This is a genomic window from Streptomyces sp. NPDC038200 (genome assembly GCF_055600785.1).
Map to the genome: position 1 here is coordinate 468,449 of NZ_JBVJYH010000004.1, position 22,165 is coordinate 490,613.

Sequence of the window (22,165 nt, forward strand, 5' to 3'; positions counted from 1 at the left end):
GTGTCGTACCGGACGCCCCTTCCGGCGTGCTGTCAGGCCGTCGCGGCGTCCGCCGCCTGGGCCTTCAGGGCGCGCTCGATGCCCGAGCGGGACTCGGAGACCAGGCGGCGCAGGGCCGCGCTGGGCTCGGCCGCGTCCAGCCAGGTGTCCGTCCGGGCCAGGGTCTCCGCGGAGACCTGGACCGACGGGTACAGGCCGATGGCGATCTGCTGGGCCATCTCGTGCGAACGGGACTCCCAGACGCCCTTGAGGGTCTCGAAGTACTTGTCCGCGTACGGCGCGAGCAGCTCCCGCTGGTCGGTCTGCACGAAGCCGCCGATCACGGCCTCCTGCACGGCGTTGGGCAGCGTGTCGGAGTCGATGACCGAGGACCAGGCCTCCGCCTTCGCCTCCGGCGTCGGGCGGGACGCGCGGGCGGTGGCCGCGTGGCGTTCGCCGGCCGCCGTCCTGTCCCGCTCGTACTCGCCCGCGATCTCCACCTCGTCGAACCGGCCGACGGCCGCGAGCCGCTGCACGAACGCCCAGCGCAGCTCGGTGTCGACGGCCAGGCCCTCGATGGTCTGGGTGCCGTCGAGCAGGGCCTCCAGCAGGTCCAGCTGCTCGGGGGTGCGCGCGGTCGCCGCGAACGCCCGGGCCCAGGCCAGCTGGTGGTCGCTGCCCGCCTCGGCCGTGCGCAGGTGGGCCAGCGTGGCGTCGGTCCAGCGGGTCAGCAGCGACTCGCGGGCGGCCGGGTCGGCGTACAGGTCGATGGCCAGCTTGACCTGGCGGTGCAGGGACTGCACGACGCCGATGTCGGACTCCTTGCCGATGCCGGACAGCACCAGGGCCAGGTAGTCGCGGGTGGCCAGCTCGGCGTCCCGCGTCATGTCCCAGGCCGACGCCCAGCACAGGGCGCGCGGCAGGGACTCCGCGAAGTCGCCGAGGTGCTCGGTGACCACCTTCAGGGAGTCCTCGTCCAGGCGGACCTTGGCGTAGGACAGGTCGTCGTCGTTGAGCAGGATCACGGCCGGGCGGCGCGTGCCGGCCAGCTGCGGTACGGCGGTCAGCTCGCCGTCCACGTCCAGCTCGATCCGCTCGGTGCGCACCAGCTTGCCGCTCGCGTCGTCCAGGTCGTACAGGCCGATGGCGATGCGGTGCGGGCGCAGGGTCGGCTCGCCCTTGGCGCCGGCGGGCAGCGCCGGGGCCTCCTGGCGGACGGCGAAGGAGGTGACGGTCCCGTCGGCGTCCGTCTCGATCTCCGGGCGCAGGACGTTGATGCCGGCCGTCTCCAGCCATTGCTTCGACCAGGTCTTCAGGTCGCGGCCGGAGGTCTCCTCCAGGGCGCCCAGCAGGTCGGACAGGCGGGTGTTGCCGAACGCGTGCCGCTTGAAGTAGGCCTGCACGCCCGTGAAGAACTCGTCCTCGCCGACGTAGGCCACGAGCTGCTTGAGGACGCTGGCGCCCTTGGCGTAGGTGATGCCGTCGAAGTTGACGAGCACGTCGTCCAGGTCGCGGATGTCCGCCATGATCGGGTGGGTGGACGGCAGCTGGTCCTGCCGGTAGGCCCACGTCTTCATGGAGTTGGCGAACGTGGTCCAGGAGTGCGGCCACTTCGAGCCGGGCGCGGCGGCCTGGCAGGCGATGGAGGTGTAGGTGGCGAACGACTCGTTCAGCCACAGGTCGTTCCACCACTCCATGGTGACGAGGTCGCCGAACCACATGTGGGCCAGCTCGTGCAGGATGGTCTCCGCGCGCACCTCGTACGCCGCGTCGGTCACCTTGGACCGGAAGACGTACTGGTCGCGGATGGTCACCGCGCCCGCGTTCTCCATGGCGCCCGCGTTGAACTCGGGCACGAACAGCTGGTCGTACTTCGCGAAGGGGTACGCGTAGTCGAACTTCTCCTGGAACCAGTCGAAGCCCTGCCGCGTGACCTCGAAGATCGCGTCGGAGTCCAGGAACTCCGCGAGGGACGGCCGGCAGTAGATGCCGAGCGGCACCGACTGCCCGTCCTTCTCGTACACGCTGTGCACGGAGTGGTACGGGCCGACGATCAGCGCGGTGATGTACGTGGAGATCCGCGGGGTGGGCTCGAAGACCCAGACGTTGTCCTTGGGCTCCGGGGTCGGCGAGTTGGAAATGACGGTCCAGCCCTCGGGCGCCTTCACGGTGAACTGGAAGGTGGCCTTCAGGTCGGGCTGTTCGAAGGAGGCGAAGACGCGGCGGGCGTCCGGGACCTCGAACTGGGTGTAGAGATACGCCTGCTCGTCCACCGGGTCGACGAAGCGGTGCAGGCCCTCGCCGGTGTTGGTGTAGGCGCAGTCCGCGACGACCCGCAGGACGTTGCGGCCCGCCGGCAGCGCCGGCAGGGCGATCCGCGAGTCCTGGAAGACCTCGGCGGGGTCGAGCTGGTCGCCGTTGAGGACCACCTCGTGGACGGCCGGGGCCACCAGGTCGATGAAGGTTCCGGCGTCGGGGCGGGCGACGTCGAAGCGCACCGTGGTCACGGACCGGTAGGTACCGCCCTCCTGCGCGCCGGAGAGGTCGAGATCGATCTCGTACGAGTCAACGGTGAGCAGCTCGGCCCGCTGCTGCGCCTCTTCGCGAGTCAGGTTTGTGCCAGGCACGCGGTCATCTCCTCGTTATGTGTGGGTTGCGCCATCCTTCCATGCGATCCATCCCGAACGCGATGTCCGTATGCCGCCGGTGAACGCGCCGGAGGGACGGGACGCTGGTGGCATGACGCCACCCACCGCACGCCCCATCGCCCCCGCGGCCCTCAGGGAGCTGCGCGCCGCCGACGACGCCGGCCGTGTCCCGGCCCCGTTCACCGACACGGAGGGCGGCGCGCCGCTGCGCTGCTGTCTGCGCCGCAGCGCGCCCGGCGAACGGATCGCGCTCGTCTCGTACGCGCCGTTGCGCCGCTGGGCGGCGCGGACGGGCGCCGACCCGGGCGCCTACGACGAGCAGGGTCCGGTCTTCGTCCACGCCGAGGAGTGCCCGGGCCCGGCCGGCGACGCCCTGCCCTTCACCGAGGCCCACCGCACGCTGCGGCGGTACTCGGCCGACGGCCGCATCCTCGGTGGCCGGCTGGTCGAGGCTCCGGAGCACTTCGGACCGGCCCTGACCGACGCCTTCGCCGACCCGGAGACGGCGTTGGTGCACGTCCGGGCGGTGGAGTACGGGTGCTTCCTGTACGAGGTGCGCAGGCCCCGGCCCGCGACGGCGCCCTGACACGCCGAAGCCGGACGGGTCGGGGACCCGTCCGGCGAAGGCGTGGGTTCGGGACGCCCGCGGTCACCCCACCACGATCACCACGACGCCGTTGCTGCCGTAGAAGCCGTTGCCGAAGCCGTTGCCGTAGAAGTACCCGCCTCGGTTGAAGCCGCAGCCGCCGCCGAAGCCGAAGCCGCGGTCGAAGCAGCCGCGACCGGTGGAGACCTGGTCCGGAGTCGCTGCCGAGGCCGTACTCGCCGTACCGATCGCGGCGCCGCCGGCCAGGAGGACGCCGGCCGCGGATACCGCGAAAAGACGCCTCACGCGTTGTGCTTTCATGGGGGCCTACCTTCCTTCCACGCCCTCGTGCGGGTGTGCCGGTACGGGGGCGACGGCCGCGACCGCGGTGCGGACGGGCACGGCGCGGTCGTAGGTGGTGCCGCGGGGGGACGAGGAGCGCGGCCTGTCCCACATGGCCTGCCGGGCCCGACGGCCCGGGCGCTCGCCGGTTGCGGGCGCACCGCCCGATCGCGGCCCTCCTCCAACACGCTAGCCGTCACCCGATCGCTCGGCATCTCGGACGACGCGGAGGGCCTCCGTCCCGGGAGCTGCCGCGTCCCGCAGCGCCCTCAGCACCCCGCCGACCGCCGGCGCCTCCCCCGCGCCCTTGCGGACCGCCGCCACCACATGGCGTCCGGGCCGGTCCTCGCCCAGTTCCCGCAGGACCACGCCGGCCCGCCGGCGCGCGGGACACCGCCGCGGCCGGGAGCGGCCGTGCCGCCCTGGGCGGCGGGTCGGCCGGGGTGCCCCGGGTCCGGCTACGGCCGCCGTGGCGCGGCCGGGTTGACCGTGCTCCAGTCCTCCTTGCCGCGGCCCTCGGCGAGCGCGTCGGCGAAGACGGAGAGGACGCCGTCGAGCAGGGGGTGGCGGTCCTGGCCGGCCTCTTCGGCCATGCGGGCCGCGTAGGCGAGGTCCTTGTGGGCCCATTCGGCGCTGAAGTTGAGAGGGTCGGGCGGGGTGAGGTAGCTGTCCCAGGCGAGCCGGGTGACCACGCCGCCGGGGCGGTCCAGCAGGGCCTCGCCGACCTGCCGCGCGTCCAGGCCCGCCGCCTCGGCCAGCCGCAGCGCCTCCCCGAACCCGGCCAGGTGGACGGCCTGGAGGGCGTTGAGGATCAGCTTGAAGCGGGTACCGGCGCCGGCCGGGCCGAAGTGCCGTACGTCCCGGGCGACCGCGTCGAGGACCGGCCGCAGCGCGGGCAGGCCCTCCGGGGCGCCGCCGGCCAGGAGGACCAGGGTGCCGGTGCGGGCCCCGGCGGCGCCGCCGGTGAGCGGCATGTCGTAGAAGTCCCGGCCGCTCTCGGCGCAGCGGGCGGCCAGTTCCTCGATCCAGGCCACCGACAGGGTGGCGGAGGCGATGAGCACGGCGTCCTCGCGGGCCCCGGCCAGGATGCCCTCGGGACCCTGCCACACCGCGCGGGAGGATGCGTCGTCGGCGGTCACCTCGAAGACCACGGCGGCGCGGGCCGCGGCCTCGGCGGGGGTGGCCGCCACCAGGGCACCCGCGCCGGCGAGGGGGGCCGCCCGCTGCGGGGTGCGGTTCCACACGGTCACGGTGTGCCCGTGCCTGAGCAGGTTCTCGGCCATGCCCCGGCCCATGATGCCGAGCCCCACCACGGCGACGTGTGTCATCTCCGGCTCCTTTCGATCACTGTGCCCCCAAGTGTGCGTGGTGCGGGCCGGGTTGCGGGACGCCCGCCCGAGCGGGGTCCTCGCAGGGCCGTCCTTGCCCGGCCGGCCGCCGCCCTCGGAGGCGGGGGCCCGCGCCGAGGACGACCCCGGTCAGGATCAGCGCCAGGCACAGCAGCTGCGGCCGGCCGGTGTGCTCGCCCAGCAGCGCCCAGGACAACAGGGCCACGCAGACCCGGCGGCGGCCTGGCGCGGGTGGGCGGGGCGGGTTGCCGGGGCGGTGGCGGTCGGGTGCGCGACTGCGGTCACAGGGGGCCTCTCCGGGAGCGGGAGCGGGCGCGGATGCTGTGCCGTCACCGTCGCAGCGCCGGAACTGTCCGGTCCATCGAATCTTTTCGACCGTTCTTTTCAGTGGAACCGAACGGTCGCCGGGTCCGTCGGCCGCCGCCGACCTGCCCGGCCACCGTCGCCCCGAACGCCAGCGCCATGCCCGCCACCTGCACCTCGGTGAGCGACTGGCCGAGGGCCGCCCAGCCCACCACCGCCGCGGTCAGCGGGGACAGCGGGCCGAGGAAACCGGCCTGGGTGGCGGTGAGCCGGCCGATCCCGCGGAACCAGAGCCAGTAGGCGACCGCCGTGTTGGCCAGGGCGAGGTAGAGGTAGCCGCCGACGGCCCGGCCGTCGAGGGCGGGCGGGGCGCCCTCGACCAGCAGCGCGACCGGCGCGAGGAGCAGTCCGCCGGCGGTGAGCTGCCAGCCGGTGAGGGCCAGCGGCCCGACGCCCTCCGGGCGGCCCCAGCGCTTGGTGAGGACGGTTCCGGTGGCCATGGCGACGGTGGAGGCGACGGCCGCGAGGACACCGACCGCGTCCAGGGCGCCGGCCCCCTTCAGCACGACGAGGCTGACACCCGCCGCGGCCACGAGTCCCGCGAGCAGGGTGCGCGGAGCCGGCCGCTGGCCGAGCAGCAGCGCGGAGAGGCCCACCACGAACAGCGGTCCGGCCGAGCCGACGACCGCGGCCGTCCCGCCGGGCAGCCGGTACGCCGCGACGAACAGCAGGGGGAAGAAGGCACCGATGTTCAGCGTCCCGAGCACGGCCGCCTTGGCCCACCAGATGCCGCGCGGCAGCACCCGGGTGAGGGCGAGCAGCACCAGGCCGGCGGGCAGGGCCCGCATCAGGGCCGTGAAGAGGGGGCGGTCCGGGGGCAGGAACTCGGTGGTGACCGCGTAGGTGGTGCCCCAGGAGACGGGGGCGAGCGCGGTGACGGCGACGACGGCGGTGGTGGTTCCGCCCGGGCGGCTGGTGGTCATGGTCGGCCCCTTCCTGGGTCACTACTAAGTAGCTTAGCTCTAAGCTACTTATCGTCAAGTGACTTTCTTGCGGACGACCGGAATCGGGCCGATACTCTCCGCATGCAGCAACAGCCGTCGGACGCGGTCGACGCGATCATCGAGCAGTGGGCACGGGTGCGCCCCGACCTGGACACCCGGGCGATGGAGGTCTTCGGCCGGATCTTCCGGCTCTCGCGCGCGATGGGCGACCGGATGGAGGAGGCGTACAAGCCCTACGGCATCTCCCGCGGCGAGTTCGACGTCCTGGCCACCCTGCGCCGCTCCGGCGAGCCCCACACCCTCTCACCGCGCCAGCTCTCGGCCGCCCTCATGCTCACCACCGGCGGGATGACCGGCCGGCTCGACAAGCTGGAGCGCGCCGGACTGCTGCGCCGCTCCCCCGACCCGCACGACCGGCGCGGCCTCCAGGTGACCCTCACCGAGGAGGGGCTGCGGCTGATCGACGAGGCGGTCGGCGCCGGCCTGGCCGAGGAGAGCGCGGCCCTGGCCGCCCTGGACGCCGAACAGGCCGACCGACTGGCCGACCTGTTGCGTGACCTGCTGAGCGCGACGACGGACTAGCCGCCGGGCGGCGGACGGGCCCCGGGCGGCGGCTTCGCCCGAGCGGGCCGTCCGCCGCCGGCGAGGCCGACGTCCGCGATCCGGGCGCCGGTGAGCCGGTGGGCGCCCCGGAGCCCTGACCGGCCGGAGCCGAAAAAAACGCCGGGGGCGCCGGTCTCACCCGGGTACGGCGCATGCGCGTACCGACGGGAGGACAGGCGCCCCCGGCGAACGAACCGGTGGTCCCGTCAGGCCTTGGCCCCAGCCTTCGACGTGACGTCGACGGTGGACGAGGGCTTCGTGACCCGGGTCTTGGACTTGTCCAGGAGCATGACCAGGCCGGCGATCACCACGAACAGCACCAGCGGGGCAAAGACGTACAGGCCCAGCGTCTCGACGACGCTCAGGCCCTTGCCGGGGTCGTCGCCGTCGTCGCGGGTCAGCGCGAGCGCGGGGGACGACATGAGCAGCATCATCAGCGTCGTACCGGCGGCCAGGGCGCCGGCGCGCAGGGCGTTCTTCTTGTCCACGGAATCAAGTTAGCGAACCCTCGTCGGGGCCGCGCGCCCGGGGTGCCTTACCCGGGGCCCTCACCCGGCCGCGGTGTCGCCGCCGGCCTCCCTCAGGACCTCCAGCAGCGCCCGGAGCCGAGGGGAGGCCACCAGGTCCTCCAGCGGCACCGGCCTGCCCTCGGCGTCCGCGATCGGCAGACGCCAGTTGGGGTACTGGTCCCACGTGCCCGGCAGGTTCTGCGGGCGGCGGTCGCCGATGCCGTCCGGGAGCCAGACGCCGATCAGGCGGGCGGGGGTGCGCAGCAGGAAGCGGTGGACGGCGCGGATCTCCTCCTCCTCGTCGGAGCCGGGCGGGCCGGCCGCCGGACTGTCCAGCAGGCCGAGGCTGCCCAGCAGGGCGAGCCACTCGGCGGCGTCGGCGGCGGCCTCGGCGCGTTCCTCCGGGACCGGGCGGGTGAGCAGGCCCAGGCGGTCGCGCAGGTCGACGTGGTCGCCGGTGAGCCGGGCGGCGGTGGGCGGCAGGTCGTGCGTGGTGGCGGTGGCCAGGCAGTCGGCGCGCCAGCGCTCGGGCGGCAGCGGGCGGCCGTCGCCCTCCCAGTCCCGTTCGAACCAGAGCACGGAGGTGCCGAGCACTCCGCGCCGGTGCAGGGCCTCGCGGACACCCGGCTCGACGGTGCCGAGGTCCTCGCCGATGACGACGGCCCCGGCGCGGGCGGCCTCCAGGGCGAGGATCGCGAGCATGGCGTCGGCGTCGTAGCGGACGTAGGTGCCCTCGGTGGGCGGACGGCCCTGGGGGACCCACCAGAGCCGGAACAGGCCCATGACGTGGTCGATGCGCAGGGCGCCGGCGTAGCGGAAGAGGGCCCGCAGGAGGTCCCGGTAGGGGGCGTGGCCCGAGGCGGCGAGCCGGTCGGGGCGCCAGGGCGGCAGGCCCCAGTCCTGGCCGCGGGCGTTGAAGGCGTCCGGTGGGGCGCCCACGGACATGCCGGCGGCGTACACGTCCTGCTGGGCCCAGGCGTCGGCGCCGGCGGGGTGCACGCCGACGGCGAGGTCGTGCACGATCCCGACGGACATGCCGGCCTCGCGGGCGGCACGCTGGGCGGCCCGGAGCTGGCCGTCGGTGAGCCAGGCGAGCCGGGCGTGGAAGTCGACGCGGTCGGCGAGTCCGGTGCGGGCGCGGGCGGTGGCGGCGGAGCGGGGGTCGCGCAGTCCGTCGGGCCAGTGGTGCCAGTCGGAGCCGTGCAGCTCGGCGAGGGCGTACCAGGTGGCGTGGTCGTCGAGGGCGCGGCCGTGGGCGGCGCGGAAGGCGTCGTAGGCGGCCTGCCGGCCGGGGCCCAGGGGGACGGCGAGGACCAGCTCCAGTGCCTCCCGCTTCAGGTCCCACACGGCGTCCCGGTCGATGAGGGCGCCCTTGTCGAGGACGGCGGCGCGCAGCCGTTCGGCCCGTTGCAGCAGGGCGGCGAGCCGTTCGCGGTCCGTGACGTACGCGCATTCCGGGACGTCCTCGACGCGCAGGTGGACGGGGTCGGGGAAGCGGCGTGAGGAGGGGCGGTAGGGGGAGGGGTCGGTGGGGGCGCCGGGTACGGCGGCGTGCAGCGGGTTGACCTGGACGAAGCCGGCGCCGGCGGTGCGTCCGGCCCAGCCGGCCAGCTCGGCGAGGTCGGCGAGGTCGCCCATGCCCCAGGAGCGGTGGGAGAGCAGGGAGTACAGCTGGACGAGGAGGCCGTGGGAGCGGCCGGGCGGGGCGGGCAGCCGGTCGGGGGCGACGACGAGGTACGCCTCGCCGGTCCGCCCGTCGGGCGCGGTGGCGGTGAGCCGGTGGACGCCGAGCGGGAGTCCCGCTGTCCCCCGGTCCGTCAGGTCCCCGAGGTCCTCCCCGTCCTCCGTCTCGACGCGCAGCCGGGTGCCGGCGGGCAGCGCGGTGAGGGCGGCGGGCGGCTCCGCGCCGGCCCACTGGACCACCGTCGGCGGCAGCAGGCGCTCGCGCAGGGCGCGTTCCCGGGCGGCGAGGGCGGCGCGTACGGCGTCCGGGCCGGCCGCGTCGACGCCGAGGGCGGCGAGGGCGGCGGTCACGGCGGAGGCGGAGACCCGGACGGTGCGGTCCGGGGCCGGCTCGTAGGAGGTGGCGACCCCGTGCAGCTCGGCGAGCCGGGCGAGGTCCGCGGGGTGCGTGCCGGGGGGCTCGTCGGGCGCCGCGGCCATCTACAGTCCCGGCGCGAAGGAGTCCGGGACCGGGTCGGACTCGCTGGTCAGCGGGGCGGCCTCGGCGAGCGGGGGCTCGCTGGTGAGGGGCTCGGCCTCGGGCAGCGGCGGCTCGCTGGTCAGCGGGGTCTGCGTGTACGCGCTCTCGGCGCTGAAGACGCACAGCGACGCCTCGTCGATCTCGGCGGACGGATCCGCCACGGGTTTGCACGGGGCCGGGATCGAGAGACGGACCGGTACGGCCACGGGGGCCTCCTTGTCGGGGTGCCGGATGCTACGGCTTTGGACGGGTTACGGCAGGCCTACCCCGTGAAGCCGAAGCCACGCGCACCGAACCGGTACCGGGGTGATCCGGCTCCGGCCCGCCGGTCGATAGAGGGGGTGTGAGACTGTTCCGCCCCATGGGGGGCCAGCGGGAGAAGGGCGACGGGGCCGACGGGGACGCGGCCCTGTTGCGAGCCGTCGCGCGGGGTGACGCGGCGGCGATGACGGCCCTGTACGACCGGCACGCCGGGTGGCTGCACGCGCGGCTGACCCGGCGGTGCGCCGATCCGGAGCTGGTGCGGGAGGTGCTGCAGGACACGTTCGTCACGGTGTGGCGGTCGGCGGCCGGGCACCGCGGGCAGGAGGCCGGCGGCTGGCTGTGGACGATCGCGGCGCGCCGGCTGGTCGACGCGCGGCGGGCCCAGGAGCGGTCCGCGCGGGTCGCGGGGCCGCTGCCGGAGCCCGAGGCGCCGGGACGGTACGAGCCCGCGCCCGCGCCGTCCGCGGAGGACCGGGTGCTGGCGGGGCTGGAGTACGGCGATGTCGGCGCCGCGCTGGACCGGATCTCCCCCGAGTTGCGCGAGGTGCTCCGGGTGACGGTCGTCGACGGGCTGACCACCCGGGAGGCGGCCCGGCTGCTGGGCATCCCGGAGGGCACGGTCAAGTCCCGCGCCCGCCGCGCCCGCGCCGAACTGCGCGCCGCACTGGCTCAGTTGAATCCGTCCCCGCTGGGAGGCACGGCATGACGAACCGTGGAAGGCAGCTCTGGCACGCCTCCGACGACCTGGTCGCCCGCTACGCCGAGGGCGTGCTGCCGGAGTCGGACGCGTGGTCCCTGGAGAAACATGTGGAGGACTGCGCGGGCTGCGCGTCCCGGGTGTCGGCCGCGGTGCGCGGTACGGCGGCGGGGGCGGTGCTCGCGCAGGTGCGGTCGGCGGTGCTGGCCGCGGCTCCGGTACCCGAGACGGCCGTGGCGGCAAAGCCGCGGTCCGGCGGAACGGCCGTACCGCGGGAACCGCGCCTGGCGGGGGCGGCCGTGTCGGCGGAACCGCGCCTCGCGGAGACGGCCGTACCCGCCGCGCCGCACCCCGCCGGGCGGCCCGCGCTGTCCCGGCTCGTCCGGCTGCTGTGGGCCGCGGGGCCCGCCGTGCGCGGGGCGTGGCTGCCGGCCGTGCTCGGCGTGGCCGTGGCCGCGCTGGCCCTGTCGTACGGGGCCGGGTTCCCGGGCGCGCGGGCGCTGCTGCTGGCCGTGGCCCCCGTGATGCCGGTCGCCGGGGTCGCCCTGTCCTACGGCCCGCACGCGGACCCGCTGTACGAGGTCGTCGCGGCCACCCCGGGCGGCGGGCTGCGGCTCGCGCTGACCCGTACGGTCGCCGTGCTCGCGGTGAGCCTGCCGCTGCTGACCGTCACCGGGCTGTTGCTGCCCGCCTCGGGTGCCCCGGCCGCGGCGGCCTGGCTGCTGCCCGGGCTGGCGCTGGCGCTGGCCTCGCTGGCCCTGACCGCTGTCGTGGGATGCCGGGCGGCGGCCGGGCTGACGGGCGGCGGCTGGCTGTGCGCGGTCCTCGCGCCGGTGGCCCTCGCGCCGGGCGGCACGGCGACCGGGCGGCTGGCCGAGCAGCTCTCCCGCTGCCTGGACGGCACCGCGGCGCAGAGCGCCTGGGCGGCGGCGGCCGTGCTGAGCGCCGTTCTGCTGACCGCCCGCCGTCCCGCGTGGGACCGCCCGCTGCGGCCCTGACGGCACCCGCCGCCACGCCGCCCGCGCCGCAGCCCGGCCACACGCCGGCACACCGCTCCTCTTCCTCTTTCTCTCTCGCTTCTTCCCTCCCTATCTTTCTCGCTTCTTCCCTCCCTTTCTTTCTCGCTTCCTTTCCTTCCGACCGACCCCGGGACCGCCCACCGTCGCCGTCCCGCGCCCTCTCCTGGAGAGACATGAGTTCCCTACGTGTGACCGGCCTGCGGGTCCGGCACCGCAAGACCCTCGCCCTCGACTCGCTCGACCTGGCGCTCGGCACCGGTGTGCACGGGCTGCTCGGGCCGAACGGCGCCGGGAAGACCTCGCTGATACGGGTGCTGGCCACGGTGGCGCGGCCGGACGCCGGGCGGGTGGAGCTGCTGGGCGAGGACACCGCGGGGCAGCAGGGCCTGGCCGGGGTGCGGCGCCGGCTGGGTTACCTGCCGCAGGAGTTCGGCTACTACCCGGGCTTCACCGTGCGGGAGTTCGTGGCGTACGTGGCCTGGCTGAAGGAGGTGCCGGCCGCGCGGGTGCCGGCGGCCGTGGAGCGGGCGGTGACGCGGGTGGGCCTGGCGGACCGTATCGACGCCAAGGTCCGGACACTGTCCGGCGGCATGGTCCGCCGGGTCGGCATCGCGCAGGCCGTCGTCAACGATCCCGCCCTGCTGCTGCTGGACGAACCGACCGCCGGGCTCGACCCGGAGCAGCGGGTGGAGTTCCGCGCGCTGCTGCGCGAGCTGGGTGCCTCGGCGACCGTGGTGGTCTCCACCCACCTGGTGGAGGACGTGGCCGCCGCCTGCACGGAGGTCACCCTGCTGGACGCGGGCCGGATCGCGTACCGGGGCACGCCCGAGGCGCTGACCCTGCTCGGCGAGGCGTCGGACGGGCCGGGCGACCACCCGATCGAGCGCGGGTACACGGCGGCGCTGCGGGCCCACCGCACGCCGGGTGCGCGGGAGGGGGTGCGATGACCCTCGTGACCGGGGAGAAGGCACCGGCGCGTGCGCCGCACCCCCTGCGGGCCGAGGCCGTGCGGGGATTCGCGCCCTGGGCCGGGGCCGCGGTGCTGCTGACGCTCGCCGGCCCCCTGTGCGGAAAGGCCGACCAGTGGCAGGGCAGCTGGGCGGAGACCGCCGACCAGGTGCACACCTCGATGCTGATCACCCTTCCGCTGGCCGCGGCGGCGGGCTGCTGGCAGGGCGGCCGGGAGCGGCGACGCCGTACCGAGGAACTGTGGGGGACGACCGTACGGTCGCCGTTGACCCGGCTGCTGGTCGCGGCGCTGCCCGTGGCGCTGTGGGCGGCCGTCGGCTACCTGGTCGTGGTGGCCGCCGCGCTGCTCGCCAGCTGGCCGTACGTCCAGGGCGACCGGCCTCACCTGGCCCTGGTGCCGGGGGACACGGTCGCCATGGCGGCGGGCGCGCTGGCCGGGCATGTGGTGGGCCGGGTGGTGCCCACGCGGCTGGCGGCACCGCTGCTGGCGGTCGCCGGGTACGTGGGGCTCGGGATCGTGACGGCCGACGGTTCGGACGCCTTCCGCGCCCTGAGTCCCACCACGCGGGCGCTGCACGACGGGCTGCCGGTGTGGTGGCAGCCGTGGGCCATGGCGGTGTGGACGGGCGGGCTCGCGGTCGCCGCCGCGCTGGCGTACGCGGCCCGGCACCGGGTGACGGCGCTGGTCCCGCTGGCCGCCGCGCTGTCCGCGGGCGTCCTGCTGGCACAGACGGGGAACGGCCTGTGGCACACCGACCCGCTCGCCCGCCGTCAGGTGTGCGACACCTCCGTCTCCCCGGCGATCTGTGTGAACGCCCGGTACGCCGGGATGCTCCCGCAGGTCAGGGACGCCCTGTCAGGGATCACGGACAAGCTGCACGGGGTGCGGGGCCTGCCGGTGCGCTGGGCGGACCGCGGGACCGCCCCGCACGCCGGCGAGGCGCAGCTGCCGGGCGTCACGCCGCTCGGCTGGACGACCGTACGGGGGCGGCTGACCGATCCGGAGCAGTACGCCTGGGAGGCCGTCGCCGCGCTGCAGGGCTACGACTGCCCCGAGACGGCCACGACCGACCGGGTGCTGACGGCGGACGACGCGGTGGAGTACTACCTCGCGCCGAGCCCGGTGCAGAAGGCGATCGACGAGGACGACGCCCGGGGCGACAAGGCCCGGCGCACCGCCCTGCGGAAGCGCGGCGCCGCCCGGGCCCGGCTCGCCGGGATGGACGAGCACGAGCGCCGTGACTGGCTGTCGGCGTACTTCGCGGCCCGTGGGGCCTGCGATCCGAAGGGGGTTCCCGCACTGTGACGACGACCCGCGGTCCCCTGCTCTACGCCCGTTCCCGGGCGCTCCCCCTCACCCTGGCCGCGCTCGCCGCCACGGCCGCCTTCGCGGTGTGGGCGGCCGGCCGGCTGGACGCCTACCTCGATCCCGACCGCCGGGTGCCGATCGTCGCGCTGGCGCCGCTGCTGGCGTCGGCGGTGATCGGGACGAGCCTGTACAGCGCCTCGGACGAACTGGACCGCACGGCCGTGCGCCCCTGGTGGCCGCGGCGGCTGGCGCAGCTGGCGGGACTGGCCGCGCTGGCGGCGCTGCTGGTGACACCGGCGGTGCTGGGCCATGCGGAGAACTTCGGACCACCTGCCGTGGTGCGCAACACGCTGGGCTGTACGGGTGTCACCGCGGCGGCGGCCGTCCTGCTGGGCGCCCGGCTGAGCTGGCTGCCGGCGTTCGTCTATGTGACGGGGGTGTACCTGGGCTCCGCCACCGCGCACGGCCGTGCGGCGACGGTGTGGGCGTGGCCGATGCAGCCGGGGTCCCAGCCGGGCGCGTGGGTGACGGCGCTGACGGCGTTCGCGGCGGGCGCGGCCCTGTACGCGGTGCGCGGCGCCCGTCCGGAGGGGCCGCGCGGCTGACTTCCGTCGGGGCGGCCGGCCCGAAGGTGCGCGGGGGCCGCTCCACCAGCCCCCGCGCACCCGTGCCCGGTTCACGAGCCCGACGGCCCCGGATACACAACCGGCCCGGCTCGACTAGGCGGAAACGCCGTCGATGCGGGCCATGGCATCATCCGCGCCGTAGGGCTGCAAGTACGGCAACCAGCGCGGGTCCCTGTGCCCCGTGCCGATGATCCGCCAGGCCAGCCCGGTCGGCGGGGCCGGTTTGTGGCGCAGCCGCCAGCCCAGTTCGACGAGGTGGCGGTCGGCCTTGACGTGGTTGCAGCGGCGGCAGGAGGCCACCACGTTGTCCCAGACGTGCTTGCCCCCGCGGCTGCGCGGGATGACGTGGTCGACGCTGGTTGCGACGCCACCGCAGTACATGCACCGGCCCCCGTCGCGCGCGAAGAGCGCTCGGCGGGTCAGAGGAACAGGCCCCCGATAGGGGACCCGGACGAATCGCTTGAGCCGGACCACGCTGGGTGCGGGGAGGGTGACGGTTGCGCTGTGCATATAGGCGCCGGATTCCTCCAGGGAGACTGCCTTGTTCTCCAGGACGAGGATGAGCGCGCGGCGGAGCGGTACGACGCCGAGCGGCTCGTACGACGCGTTGAGGACCAGGACATGCGGCACGGGGGCCTCCTTGGGCGTCGGCGGCGCGTGGCTCGCGCCGGGACGATCTGCAGTCAGTCTCCCCTCATGCCTGGTGGAAGCGCCACCATGTCCCGGTAACGGGCTGGGAGTGTTTTCGACCACACCGGATTCATCCCCCGGAGCAGGGCCGGTTCAAGCCCGCGTGAGCCGTGTCTCTCCTTCGCGCCTCCTGCGCAGATCCGCACGAGGCACACACCATGCCCCGTTAGTGTGGTGGTCCCGTCCGTCCGGTGACCTTTTCGTGACCTTGACCGCCCGCCGGTACGGACAGCGCAGCACCTTGGAGGTACCTGCCGTGTCGTCCCTGTCCGCCGCCCTCCTGGCCGCCGGGGCATCGCCCTCCCCGTCTCCGTCCCCGTCGGGGTCGACCCCTGCCGTGCCGACGCTCCAGGACGCCCAGGAGAGCGCGACGAACGCGGCGAGCTGGGTCGAGCAGAACTGGTCGACGTGGCTCGCGATGGGTCTGCAGATCCTGCTGATCGTGGCCGTGGCGGTGGCGCTCCGAGCGGTGGTGCGGCGGGCGATCACCAAGCTGATCGACCGGATGGGCCGCACCGCGCAGGCCGTGGACGGCACCGCGCTGGGCGGACTGCTGGTCAACGCGGAGCGGCGCCGGCAGCGGTCGGCCGCGATCGGCTCGGTGCTGCGCTCCGTGGCGAGCTTCCTCATCCTGGGCACGGCCGCGCTGATGGTGCTGGGCACCTTCAAGATCAACCTGGCGCCGCTGCTGGCGTCGGCCGGTGTCGCGGGCGTGGCGATCGGTTTCGGCGCCCGGAACCTGGTCACGGACTTCCTCTCCGGTGTGTTCATGATCCTGGAGGACCAGTACGGCGTCGGTGACGTGATCGACGCGGGCGTGGCCACCGGCGAGGTGATCGAGGTCGGGCTGCGCGTGACCAAGCTGCGCGGCGACAGCGGCGAGATCTGGTACGTCCGCAACGGTGAGGTCAAGCGGATCGGCAACCTCTCGCAGGGCTGGGCGACGGCCGGCGTCGACGTGACCGTGAAGGCGGGCGAGGACCTGGACAAGCTCAAGGCGACGCTGGACGAGGTCGCCGAGCACATGAGCAAGGAAGAGCCCTGGAACGAGCTGCTGTGGGGCCCGGTCGAGGTCCTCGGTCTGGACTCGGTGCTGATCGACTCCATGGTGGTCCGCGTCTCGGCCAGGACGATGCCGGGCAAGTCCGTCACGGTCGAGCGCGAGCTGCGCTGGCGGATCAAGCGGGCGTTCGACGCGGCGAGCATCCGCATCGTGGGCGGTGCGACGGCGACGGAGGACGTCGAGGACGTCCCGGACCCGACGGCGGCGGTGGCGGCCCCCTCGGCGTACTCCAGCGCCGACTCGCCGCAGTCGGTGGCGGCCTCCCCGATCGTCGCGCAGCGCCCGGCACCGCCCGCGAAGTAGCGGAACGGTGGCGGCGCCCCCCCTCGTCCGCGCCCGCGCGCAGATCGCCTTCACAGGAACCCCCCATTCCCTCCGCACTCGGTGATCCTCTAGGGTCACCTGCGCAACGGACCCTTGTTCTGGAGCGCGACGTCGCCCGGGGGCCCGTCTCGAATGTGGGGAAACATGCGCAACCTCGCCATAGGCGCCACGCTGTCCGGCGCCCTGGCCCTGGCCGGCCTCGCCGCGCCCGCCGCGTCGGCGGCCGGTACGCCGGACCTCGAGTTCTCCGGTGTGACCGTGAACAACGGCAAGCCGATCGTGGCCGGCACCACCAAGGCCGTGACCGTGCCGGTGTCGTACACCCTGACCCGGCCGAAGGACCTGGTCATCGACCAGAACAAGACCGTGCAGGCAGTGATCCTGTACCGGGGCACGCTGAAGTCCGTCGACAACGACCTGGACCCGAACCAGCCGCCCACCTGCAAGACGACCGCCACGACCGACACGACGGTCACCGAGAGCTGCACCGAGAAGATCACGGTCTCCCCGGAGGAGTCGCTCTACGAGGCCGCCGACGCCACCGCCTGGAAGGCCGCGGGCCTCTACGCGCACAGCGACGGCAGCGTCTCGGACGACTACCTGCACAGCGAGAACGACGTCACCGCGTGGGGCAACCTCGCCTCGGTGAACGTGCAGCGCGCCGCCCGGGTGACCGTGAACGCCGCCCCGGAACCCGCGGCCAAGGGCAGGACGCTCACCGTCAAGGGCAAGCTGACCCGGGCGGACTGGGAGACCGGCAGGTACACCGGCTACAAGGGCCGGACGGTGCTGCTCCAGTTCAAGGCGGACGGCGGTTCGTACAAGAACGTCAAGGCGATCGACTCCGGCACCGGGGGCGCCCTGTCCACCACGGTGAAGGCGACCAGGAGCGGAAGCTACCGCTTCGTCTTCACGGGTACGGCCACCACCGCGGCCAAGGCCTCCGCCGGTGACCACGTGACGGTCAAGTAGCCACCGGCACCACCCTTACGGGCACGCCCCCGAGGTAACGACTCCGTTGCCTCGGGGGCGTTGTCTATTGACGCCCCCTTCGTCCTGGGCATACGTTCCTCCCACCCGAATAGGAAAGTTTCCTAACAGTGATCTTCCGGGCGGCCGTCGATCAAGACTGGACGTCCCGCCCAGGTCACTGAGAAGCTGAGCGGCTGGAAAGGCAGGTGTCGACCCCATGGCAGGAACCGCCGGTACGCCGGGCACCCCGCGCGTGCTGCGCGCCATGAACGACCGCGCCGCCCTGGACCTGCTGCTGGAGCACGGACCGCTGTCGCGCACCCGGATCGGCAAGCTCACCGGCCTGTCCAAGCCCACCGCCTCCCAGCTGCTGGCCCGCCTGGAGGCGGCCGGACTGGTCCGGGCCACCGGCACCAGCGAGGGCCGGCCGGGCCCCAACGCCCAGCTGTACGCGGTCGATCCGGGCGCCGCGTACGCCGCCGGACTCGACGTCACCCCGCACCGCATCCGGGCCGCGATCGCCGACGTCACCGGCCGCACGGTCGGCGTCTACGAGCTGCCCACCCCCGGCCGGCGCTCCGCCGCCAGGTCTTCTGCCGCACCCAGGCAGGGGGCGGCTCCCTCACCCGTCGTCCAGCAGGTCACCGACGCCCTCGACGGCGCCGTCAAGGCCGCCGGGCTCGCCCGGTCCGATGTGCACCGGCTGGTCATCGGCACCCCCGGCGCCTTCGACCCGAACACCGGGCGCCTGCGCTACGCCTCCCATCTGCCCGGCTGGCACTCCCCCACGCTGCTCGACGACCTCGCGGCGGCGCTCCCGATGCCGGTCGAGTACGAGAACGACGTCAACCTCGCCGCCCTCGCCGAGCAGCGGCTCGGCGCGGCCCGCGGCCACGCGGACTTCGTGCTGCTGTGGAACCAGGAGGGCCTCGGCGCCGCCCTGGTCCTCGGCGGGCGACTGCACCGCGGCTGGACCGGCGGCGCCGGCGAGGTCGGCTTCCTGCCGGTGCCGGGCACCCCGCTGGTACGGCAGGTCACCAAGGCCAACAGCGGCGGCTACCAGGAGCTGGCCGGCTCGCAGGCCATACCCGAACTGGCCCGTGAACTCGGCATCGCGGTACCGGCGGGACCGTACACCGAAGCCGCCACCGCACTCGTGGCCCATGCCGCCGACCACGCCGGCGGCCCGCACCGCGAGCTGCTCCAGACGTACGCCACCCGGCTGGCCACCGGTCTCGCCTCGCTCGTCTCCGTGCTCGACCCCGAACTCGTCGTCCTCAGCGGCTCGGCCCTGACGGCCGGCGGCGAGGTGCTGCGCGCCCTCGTCCAGGCCGAGCTGGAGGAACTGGCCGCGGCCCGGCCCCGGCTGGTCGTCGGCGACGTCCGCGAACACCCCGTTCTGCGCGGCGCGCTGGAGTCCGCACTCGCCGCCACCCGCGACGAGGTCTTCGACACCTCGCGCTGAGCCCCGCAGCACCCCGGCAGCACGCCCCTTTCCGTCCACCCGTCCCTGGGAGACCTCGTCATGCCCGAAGTCATACCTTCGCTTGCCCGAAAGACGGCTTTTGCCCTGACCGCGTCGCTGGCCCTCCTCACCACCGCCTGTACCGGCCAGTCCGGCTCGGGCGCCTCGGACGACCCGTCGAAGGACACGACGATCAACTTCTGGCACGCCTGGAGCGCGCCGAACGAGGTGAAGGCGGTCAAGTCCCTGGTCGCCGGCTTCGAGCGGGCGCACCCCAACATCCACGTGAACATCGTCGGCAACATGACCGACGACAAGATCAACCAGGCGCTGCGCGCCGGCGGTGAGAAGGCCCCGGACGTGATCTCCTCCTTCACCACCAACAACGTGGGCAAGTTCTGCTCCTCGGGCGCCCTGGTCGACCTCAACCCCTTCTTCGAGAAGTCGGACATCGACCCGGAGACGACGTTCCCGAAGGCGATGAACGAGTACACCCAGTTCGACGGCAACCGCTGCACCGTCCCGCTGCTCGGTGACGCCTACGGGCTGTACTACAACAAGACGGCGTTCGAGAAGGCCGGCATCACGAGCCCGCCGAAGACCTGGTCCGAGTTCACCGCGGACGCGAAGAAACTGACGATCCCCCGGGGCGACGGCTACCGGCAGCTCGGTTTCATGCCGAACTACCACGGCTGGGAGTCCACCACCGAGCACTACTTCGGCCAGTTCTCGCCGACGTACTTCGACAAGGACGGCAAGTCGAACCTCGCCAAGGACCCCGCCTTCGCCAAGGGCTTCACCCTCCAGAAGAAGCTCGTGGACGAACTCGGCGGATTCCGGAGGCTGGAGAAGTTCCGGGCCACGCTCGGCGACGAGTGGGGCCCCAAGCACCCCTTCCACACCGGCCAGGTCGCCATGCAGCTCGACGGCGAGTGGCGCCTCGGCATGGCCGAGGAGACCGAGCCGGGCTTCGAGATCGGGGTGGCCCCGCTGCCCGTCCCCGACGACCAGGCCGACCGGTACGGCAAGGGCTACATCACCGGCACCATCGCGGGCATCGCCGCCACCAGCCACAAGCAGAACGCGGCCTGGGAGCTGGTGAAGTACATGACGACGGACACGGACGCGGTGGTCGGCTTCGCCAACGGCATCCACAACGTGCCCTCCACGCTCGCCGCGCTGAAGTCCCCCGAGCTGAAGTACGACCCCCGGTTCAAGACCTTCCTGGACATCGCCGCGAACCCCGACTCCACCACCTCGCCCGCCTCGGTCGACGGCGTGTACCTGGTGACGATCCAGCAGTTCGGCTACGACTACGAGAGCGGCAAGGTCACCGATCTCGAGGCCGGGCTGAAGAAGACGGCCGCGCAGATCGACACGGACATCGCGCAGGCACAGGGATGAGCACCGTCACCCTCGCGTCGAAACGCCGGCGCTCGGCCCTGCGCACGCTCGCCTTCCTGTCTCCGTGGCTCATCGGCTTCGCCGTCTTCTTCGCCTATCCGCTGATCTCCACGGTCTACTTCTCCTTCATGCACTACGACGGCTTCCGGCCGCCGACGTGGAGCGGCGGGAAGAACTGGGCGTACGTCTTCGAGCACTACCCGCTGTTCTGGCCCGCCCTGCGCAACACCCTGTGGCTGGTGCTGGTGATGGTGACCCTCCGGGTCGTCTTCGGGCTCGGCGTCGGCATGCTCATCACCAGGATCAAGACCGGCACGGGCGTCTTCCGCACCCTGTTCTACCTGCCGTACCTGGCCCCGCCGGTCGCGGCGACCATGGCCTTCGCGTTCCTGCTCAACCCCGGCACCGGGCCGGTCGACTCCCTGCTGGAGAGGGCCGGCCTGCCGGCTCCGAGCTGGTTCAACGACCCCGCCTGGTCCAAACCGGCGCTGACCCTGCTGGCCCTGTGGGGCGTGGGCGACCTGATGGTCATCTTCATGGCCGCGCTGCTCGACGTGCCGACGGAACAGTACGAGGCGGCGGAGCTGGACGGCGCCTCGGCCTGGCAGCGCTTCCGGTACGTGACCCTGCCGAACATCTCGCCCATCGTGATGTTCGCCGTCGTCACCGGCGTGATCCAGACGATGCAGTACTACACCCAGCCGCTGATCGCCGGGAAGGTCGCCTCCGGGGTGATCCAGGGCGCGGGCACCCAGTTCGAACCCGGCTACCCGGACAAGTCCACGCTCACCCTCCCCCAGCTCGTCTACAACCTCGGCTTCCAGCGCTTCGACTACGGCTCGGCGTGCGTGGTGGCGCTGGTGCTGTTCGCCCTGTCGATGGCGTTCACCGCGCTGCTGATGCGGCGCCGGGGCGGCCTCCTCCAGGCAGGTGACTGACCATGACCCAGGTACTGGACCAGCCGGTGCGGCAGGCGCCGCTCGTCTCCGGCGCCGAACGCACCGCGCGCCGCAAGGCGGTGCTGGAGTGGATCGCGGTCCACGCGCTCGGTGTCGCCGCCGCGCTGTTCTTCACGCTGCCCTTCGTGTTCGTGTTCCTGACCTCGCTGATGAGCGACACCCAGGCGCTCAGCCGGGACCTGATCCCGCACACCTGGGAATGGGGCAACTACCGGAAGGTCTTCGACACGCCCGGCTTCCTCACCTGGTGGAGGAACACGCTCCTCTACGCCGGCCTGGGCACCGTCCTGACCGTGGTGTCCTCGATCCCGGTGGCGTACGCCCTCGCCAAGTTCCGCTTCCGGGGCCGCAATCTGTCGCTGATGCTGGTGATCTCGATGATGATGCTGCCCCCGCAGGTGGTCGTCATCCCGATGTACCTGTTCTGGGCGAAGCAGCTGGACCTGTCCGGCACGCTGTGGCCGCTGATCGTCCCCATGGCGTTCGGGGACGCGTTCTCCATCTTCCTGCTGCGCCAGTTCCTGCTGACGATCCCCAACGAATACCTGGACGCGGCGCGGGTCGACGGCTGCGGCGACCTCAGGACCCTGCTGCGGGTGGTCCTGCCCATGGCGCGACCCGGCATCGCCGCCGTGGCCCTGTTCCAGTTCTTCTACGCCTGGAACGACTACTTCGGCCCGCAGATCTACGCGTCCGAGAGCCCCGGCGCCTGGACCCTCTCCTACGGCCTGGAGTCCTTCAAGGGCGCCCACCACACCGACTGGAACCTCACCATGGCCGCGACCGTGCTGGTCATGGCCCCCGTGATCCTCGTGTTCTTCTTCGCCCAGAAGGCGTTCGTCGAAGGCGTCACGCTCACCGGAGTGAAGGGTTAAACC

Annotated in this window: 22 protein-coding genes and 1 pseudogene; 13 read left to right on the forward strand and 10 right to left on the reverse strand. The window is 73.5% G+C overall.

Features of this window, described 5'->3' with window-relative positions; translation table 11 throughout:
- Positions 1–32 precede the first annotated feature (32 nt).
- Positions 33–2,606 carry an aminopeptidase N gene (gene pepN / locus ACZ7KF_RS11895; RefSeq protein WP_471072021.1) on the reverse strand — a complete coding sequence of 858 codons (2,574 nt, stop codon included), beginning with the start codon at positions 2,604–2,606 and terminating at the stop codon, positions 33–35.
- 112 nt (positions 2,607–2,718) lie between these two features.
- Here pepN and ACZ7KF_RS11900 point away from each other — a divergent pair, with 112 nt between their 5' ends.
- Positions 2,719–3,213, forward strand: coding sequence for a DUF1203 domain-containing protein (locus ACZ7KF_RS11900; RefSeq protein WP_471072024.1), 495 nt, complete (start codon positions 2,719–2,721; stop codon positions 3,211–3,213).
- A gap of 63 nt (positions 3,214–3,276) precedes the next feature.
- Here the strand turns inward: ACZ7KF_RS11900 and ACZ7KF_RS11905 are convergent, their stop codons facing one another.
- The 5 genes and pseudogenes from ACZ7KF_RS11905 to ACZ7KF_RS11925 all read right to left on the reverse strand — a co-directional run bounded on the left by ACZ7KF_RS11905 (position 3,277) and on the right by ACZ7KF_RS11925 (position 6,190).
- Entirely contained in the window at positions 3,277–3,519 is a 243-nt protein-coding gene (locus ACZ7KF_RS11905) for a hypothetical protein (protein WP_471072027.1), read from the reverse strand.
- A 225-nt stretch (positions 3,520–3,744) separates the two neighbouring features.
- On the reverse strand, positions 3,745–3,924 hold the full coding sequence (locus ACZ7KF_RS11910; RefSeq protein WP_471072029.1) for a hypothetical protein: 180 nt from the start codon (positions 3,922–3,924) through the stop codon (positions 3,745–3,747).
- 89 nt (positions 3,925–4,013) lie between these two features.
- Entirely contained in the window at positions 4,014–4,883 is an 870-nt protein-coding gene (locus tag ACZ7KF_RS11915) for an NAD(P)-dependent oxidoreductase (protein WP_471072032.1), read from the reverse strand.
- A 121-nt stretch (positions 4,884–5,004) separates the two neighbouring features.
- Positions 5,005–5,115 (reverse strand): annotated as a pseudogene (locus ACZ7KF_RS11920) (DMT family transporter); the annotation flags it as partial.
- A 118-nt stretch (positions 5,116–5,233) separates the two neighbouring features.
- On the reverse strand, positions 5,234–6,190 hold the full coding sequence (locus ACZ7KF_RS11925; protein WP_471072035.1) for an EamA family transporter: 957 nt from the start codon (positions 6,188–6,190) through the stop codon (positions 5,234–5,236).
- A 102-nt stretch (positions 6,191–6,292) separates the two neighbouring features.
- Here ACZ7KF_RS11925 and ACZ7KF_RS11930 point away from each other — a divergent pair, with 102 nt between their 5' ends.
- The gene (locus ACZ7KF_RS11930; RefSeq protein WP_471072038.1) at positions 6,293–6,793 is read left to right on the forward strand and encodes a MarR family winged helix-turn-helix transcriptional regulator; all 501 of its coding nucleotides are present in this window, start codon (positions 6,293–6,295) and stop codon (positions 6,791–6,793) included.
- A gap of 227 nt (positions 6,794–7,020) precedes the next feature.
- Here ACZ7KF_RS11930 and ACZ7KF_RS11935 read toward each other — a convergent pair whose 3' ends face one another.
- Genes ACZ7KF_RS11935 through ACZ7KF_RS11945 form a run of 3 tightly spaced genes read right to left on the reverse strand, consistent with a single transcriptional unit; the run spans position 7,021 to position 9,732 of the window.
- Positions 7,021–7,302 (reverse strand): hypothetical protein, encoded by a 282-nt coding sequence (locus ACZ7KF_RS11935; protein ID WP_471072041.1) that lies wholly within the window; start codon positions 7,300–7,302, stop codon positions 7,021–7,023.
- 60 nt (positions 7,303–7,362) lie between these two features.
- A complete protein-coding gene (gene malQ / locus ACZ7KF_RS11940) occupies positions 7,363–9,486 on the reverse strand; it encodes a 4-alpha-glucanotransferase (RefSeq protein WP_471072044.1) in 2,124 nt (707 codons plus the stop codon).
- Positions 9,487–9,732, reverse strand: coding sequence for a hypothetical protein (locus tag ACZ7KF_RS11945; RefSeq protein ID WP_471072047.1), 246 nt, complete (start codon positions 9,730–9,732; stop codon positions 9,487–9,489). It lies immediately after the preceding gene.
- A gap of 155 nt (positions 9,733–9,887) precedes the next feature.
- Here ACZ7KF_RS11945 and ACZ7KF_RS11950 point away from each other — a divergent pair, with 155 nt between their 5' ends.
- From ACZ7KF_RS11950 to ACZ7KF_RS11970, 5 genes are all read left to right on the forward strand, one after another.
- Complete coding sequence (locus ACZ7KF_RS11950; RefSeq protein WP_471072050.1) at positions 9,888–10,496, forward strand: RNA polymerase sigma factor; 609 nt, start codon at positions 9,888–9,890, stop codon at positions 10,494–10,496.
- Entirely contained in the window at positions 10,493–11,485 is a 993-nt protein-coding gene (locus ACZ7KF_RS11955; RefSeq protein ID WP_471072053.1) for a zf-HC2 domain-containing protein, read from the forward strand. The genes ACZ7KF_RS11950 and ACZ7KF_RS11955 overlap by 4 nt, the downstream gene beginning before the upstream one ends.
- Before the next feature lie 194 nt (positions 11,486–11,679).
- On the forward strand, positions 11,680–12,453 hold the full coding sequence (locus ACZ7KF_RS11960; protein ID WP_471072056.1) for an ATP-binding cassette domain-containing protein: 774 nt from the start codon (positions 11,680–11,682) through the stop codon (positions 12,451–12,453).
- Positions 12,450–13,781, forward strand: a complete 1,332-nt coding sequence (locus ACZ7KF_RS11965; RefSeq protein WP_471072059.1) for a hypothetical protein — start codon at positions 12,450–12,452, stop codon at positions 13,779–13,781. The genes ACZ7KF_RS11960 and ACZ7KF_RS11965 overlap by 4 nt, the downstream gene beginning before the upstream one ends.
- Positions 13,778–14,389 carry a hypothetical protein gene (locus tag ACZ7KF_RS11970; RefSeq protein WP_471072062.1) on the forward strand — a complete coding sequence of 204 codons (612 nt, stop codon included), beginning with the start codon at positions 13,778–13,780 and terminating at the stop codon, positions 14,387–14,389. Before ACZ7KF_RS11965 ends, ACZ7KF_RS11970 begins: the two co-directional genes overlap by 4 nt.
- A gap of 114 nt (positions 14,390–14,503) precedes the next feature.
- Here ACZ7KF_RS11970 and ACZ7KF_RS11975 read toward each other — a convergent pair whose 3' ends face one another.
- Positions 14,504–15,040 (reverse strand): HNH endonuclease, encoded by a 537-nt coding sequence (locus tag ACZ7KF_RS11975; RefSeq protein ID WP_225821373.1) that lies wholly within the window; start codon positions 15,038–15,040, stop codon positions 14,504–14,506.
- Between the two features lie 316 nt (positions 15,041–15,356).
- On the opposite strand from ACZ7KF_RS11975, the gene ACZ7KF_RS11980 reads away from it, so the two are divergent.
- The 6 genes from ACZ7KF_RS11980 (at position 15,357) to ACZ7KF_RS12005 (ending at position 22,162) form a co-directional block, all read left to right on the forward strand.
- Positions 15,357–16,466, forward strand: coding sequence for a mechanosensitive ion channel family protein (locus ACZ7KF_RS11980; RefSeq protein WP_471072065.1), 1,110 nt, complete (start codon positions 15,357–15,359; stop codon positions 16,464–16,466).
- Positions 16,467–16,631: 165 nt separating this feature from the next.
- Complete coding sequence (locus ACZ7KF_RS11985) at positions 16,632–17,459, forward strand: hypothetical protein (RefSeq protein ID WP_471072068.1); 828 nt, start codon at positions 16,632–16,634, stop codon at positions 17,457–17,459.
- A gap of 217 nt (positions 17,460–17,676) precedes the next feature.
- A complete protein-coding gene (locus tag ACZ7KF_RS11990; RefSeq protein WP_471072071.1) occupies positions 17,677–18,924 on the forward strand; it encodes an ROK family transcriptional regulator in 1,248 nt (415 codons plus the stop codon).
- 60 nt (positions 18,925–18,984) lie between these two features.
- The gene (locus ACZ7KF_RS11995; RefSeq protein WP_471072074.1) at positions 18,985–20,328 is read left to right on the forward strand and encodes an ABC transporter substrate-binding protein; all 1,344 of its coding nucleotides are present in this window, start codon (positions 18,985–18,987) and stop codon (positions 20,326–20,328) included.
- Positions 20,325–21,266 (forward strand): carbohydrate ABC transporter permease, encoded by a 942-nt coding sequence (locus tag ACZ7KF_RS12000; RefSeq protein WP_471072077.1) that lies wholly within the window; start codon positions 20,325–20,327, stop codon positions 21,264–21,266. Before ACZ7KF_RS11995 ends, ACZ7KF_RS12000 begins: the two co-directional genes overlap by 4 nt.
- A gap of 2 nt (positions 21,267–21,268) precedes the next feature.
- Positions 21,269–22,162 carry a carbohydrate ABC transporter permease gene (locus ACZ7KF_RS12005; RefSeq protein ID WP_471072080.1) on the forward strand — a complete coding sequence of 298 codons (894 nt, stop codon included), beginning with the start codon at positions 21,269–21,271 and terminating at the stop codon, positions 22,160–22,162.
- Positions 22,163–22,165: the final 3 nt, after the last annotated feature.

What these genes read in the sequence shown, in the direction of transcription:
- ACZ7KF_RS11900 (WP_471072024.1), top strand. Translation starts at nt 2,719, where the DNA reads ATGACGCCACCCACCGCACGCCCCATCGCCCCCGCGGCCCTCAGGGAG.
- ACZ7KF_RS11915 (WP_471072032.1), bottom strand. Translation starts at nt 4,883, where the DNA reads ATGACACACGTCGCCGTGGTGGGGCTCGGCATCATGGGCCGGGGCATG.
- ACZ7KF_RS11925 (WP_471072035.1), bottom strand. Translation starts at nt 6,190, where the DNA reads ATGACCACCAGCCGCCCGGGCGGAACCACCACCGCCGTCGTCGCCGTC.
- ACZ7KF_RS11930 (WP_471072038.1), top strand. Translation starts at nt 6,293, where the DNA reads ATGCAGCAACAGCCGTCGGACGCGGTCGACGCGATCATCGAGCAGTGG.
- malQ (WP_471072044.1), bottom strand. Translation starts at nt 9,486, where the DNA reads ATGGCCGCGGCGCCCGACGAGCCCCCCGGCACGCACCCCGCGGACCTC.
- ACZ7KF_RS11950 (WP_471072050.1), top strand. Translation starts at nt 9,888, where the DNA reads ATGGGGGGCCAGCGGGAGAAGGGCGACGGGGCCGACGGGGACGCGGCC.
- ACZ7KF_RS11955 (WP_471072053.1), top strand. Translation starts at nt 10,493, where the DNA reads ATGACGAACCGTGGAAGGCAGCTCTGGCACGCCTCCGACGACCTGGTC.
- ACZ7KF_RS11960 (WP_471072056.1), top strand. Translation starts at nt 11,680, where the DNA reads ATGAGTTCCCTACGTGTGACCGGCCTGCGGGTCCGGCACCGCAAGACC.
- ACZ7KF_RS11965 (WP_471072059.1), top strand. Translation starts at nt 12,450, where the DNA reads ATGACCCTCGTGACCGGGGAGAAGGCACCGGCGCGTGCGCCGCACCCC.
- ACZ7KF_RS11985 (WP_471072068.1), top strand. Translation starts at nt 16,632, where the DNA reads ATGCGCAACCTCGCCATAGGCGCCACGCTGTCCGGCGCCCTGGCCCTG.
- ACZ7KF_RS11990 (WP_471072071.1), top strand. Translation starts at nt 17,677, where the DNA reads ATGGCAGGAACCGCCGGTACGCCGGGCACCCCGCGCGTGCTGCGCGCC.
- ACZ7KF_RS11995 (WP_471072074.1), top strand. Translation starts at nt 18,985, where the DNA reads ATGCCCGAAGTCATACCTTCGCTTGCCCGAAAGACGGCTTTTGCCCTG.
- ACZ7KF_RS12000 (WP_471072077.1), top strand. Translation starts at nt 20,325, where the DNA reads ATGAGCACCGTCACCCTCGCGTCGAAACGCCGGCGCTCGGCCCTGCGC.
- ACZ7KF_RS12005 (WP_471072080.1), top strand. Translation starts at nt 21,269, where the DNA reads ATGACCCAGGTACTGGACCAGCCGGTGCGGCAGGCGCCGCTCGTCTCC.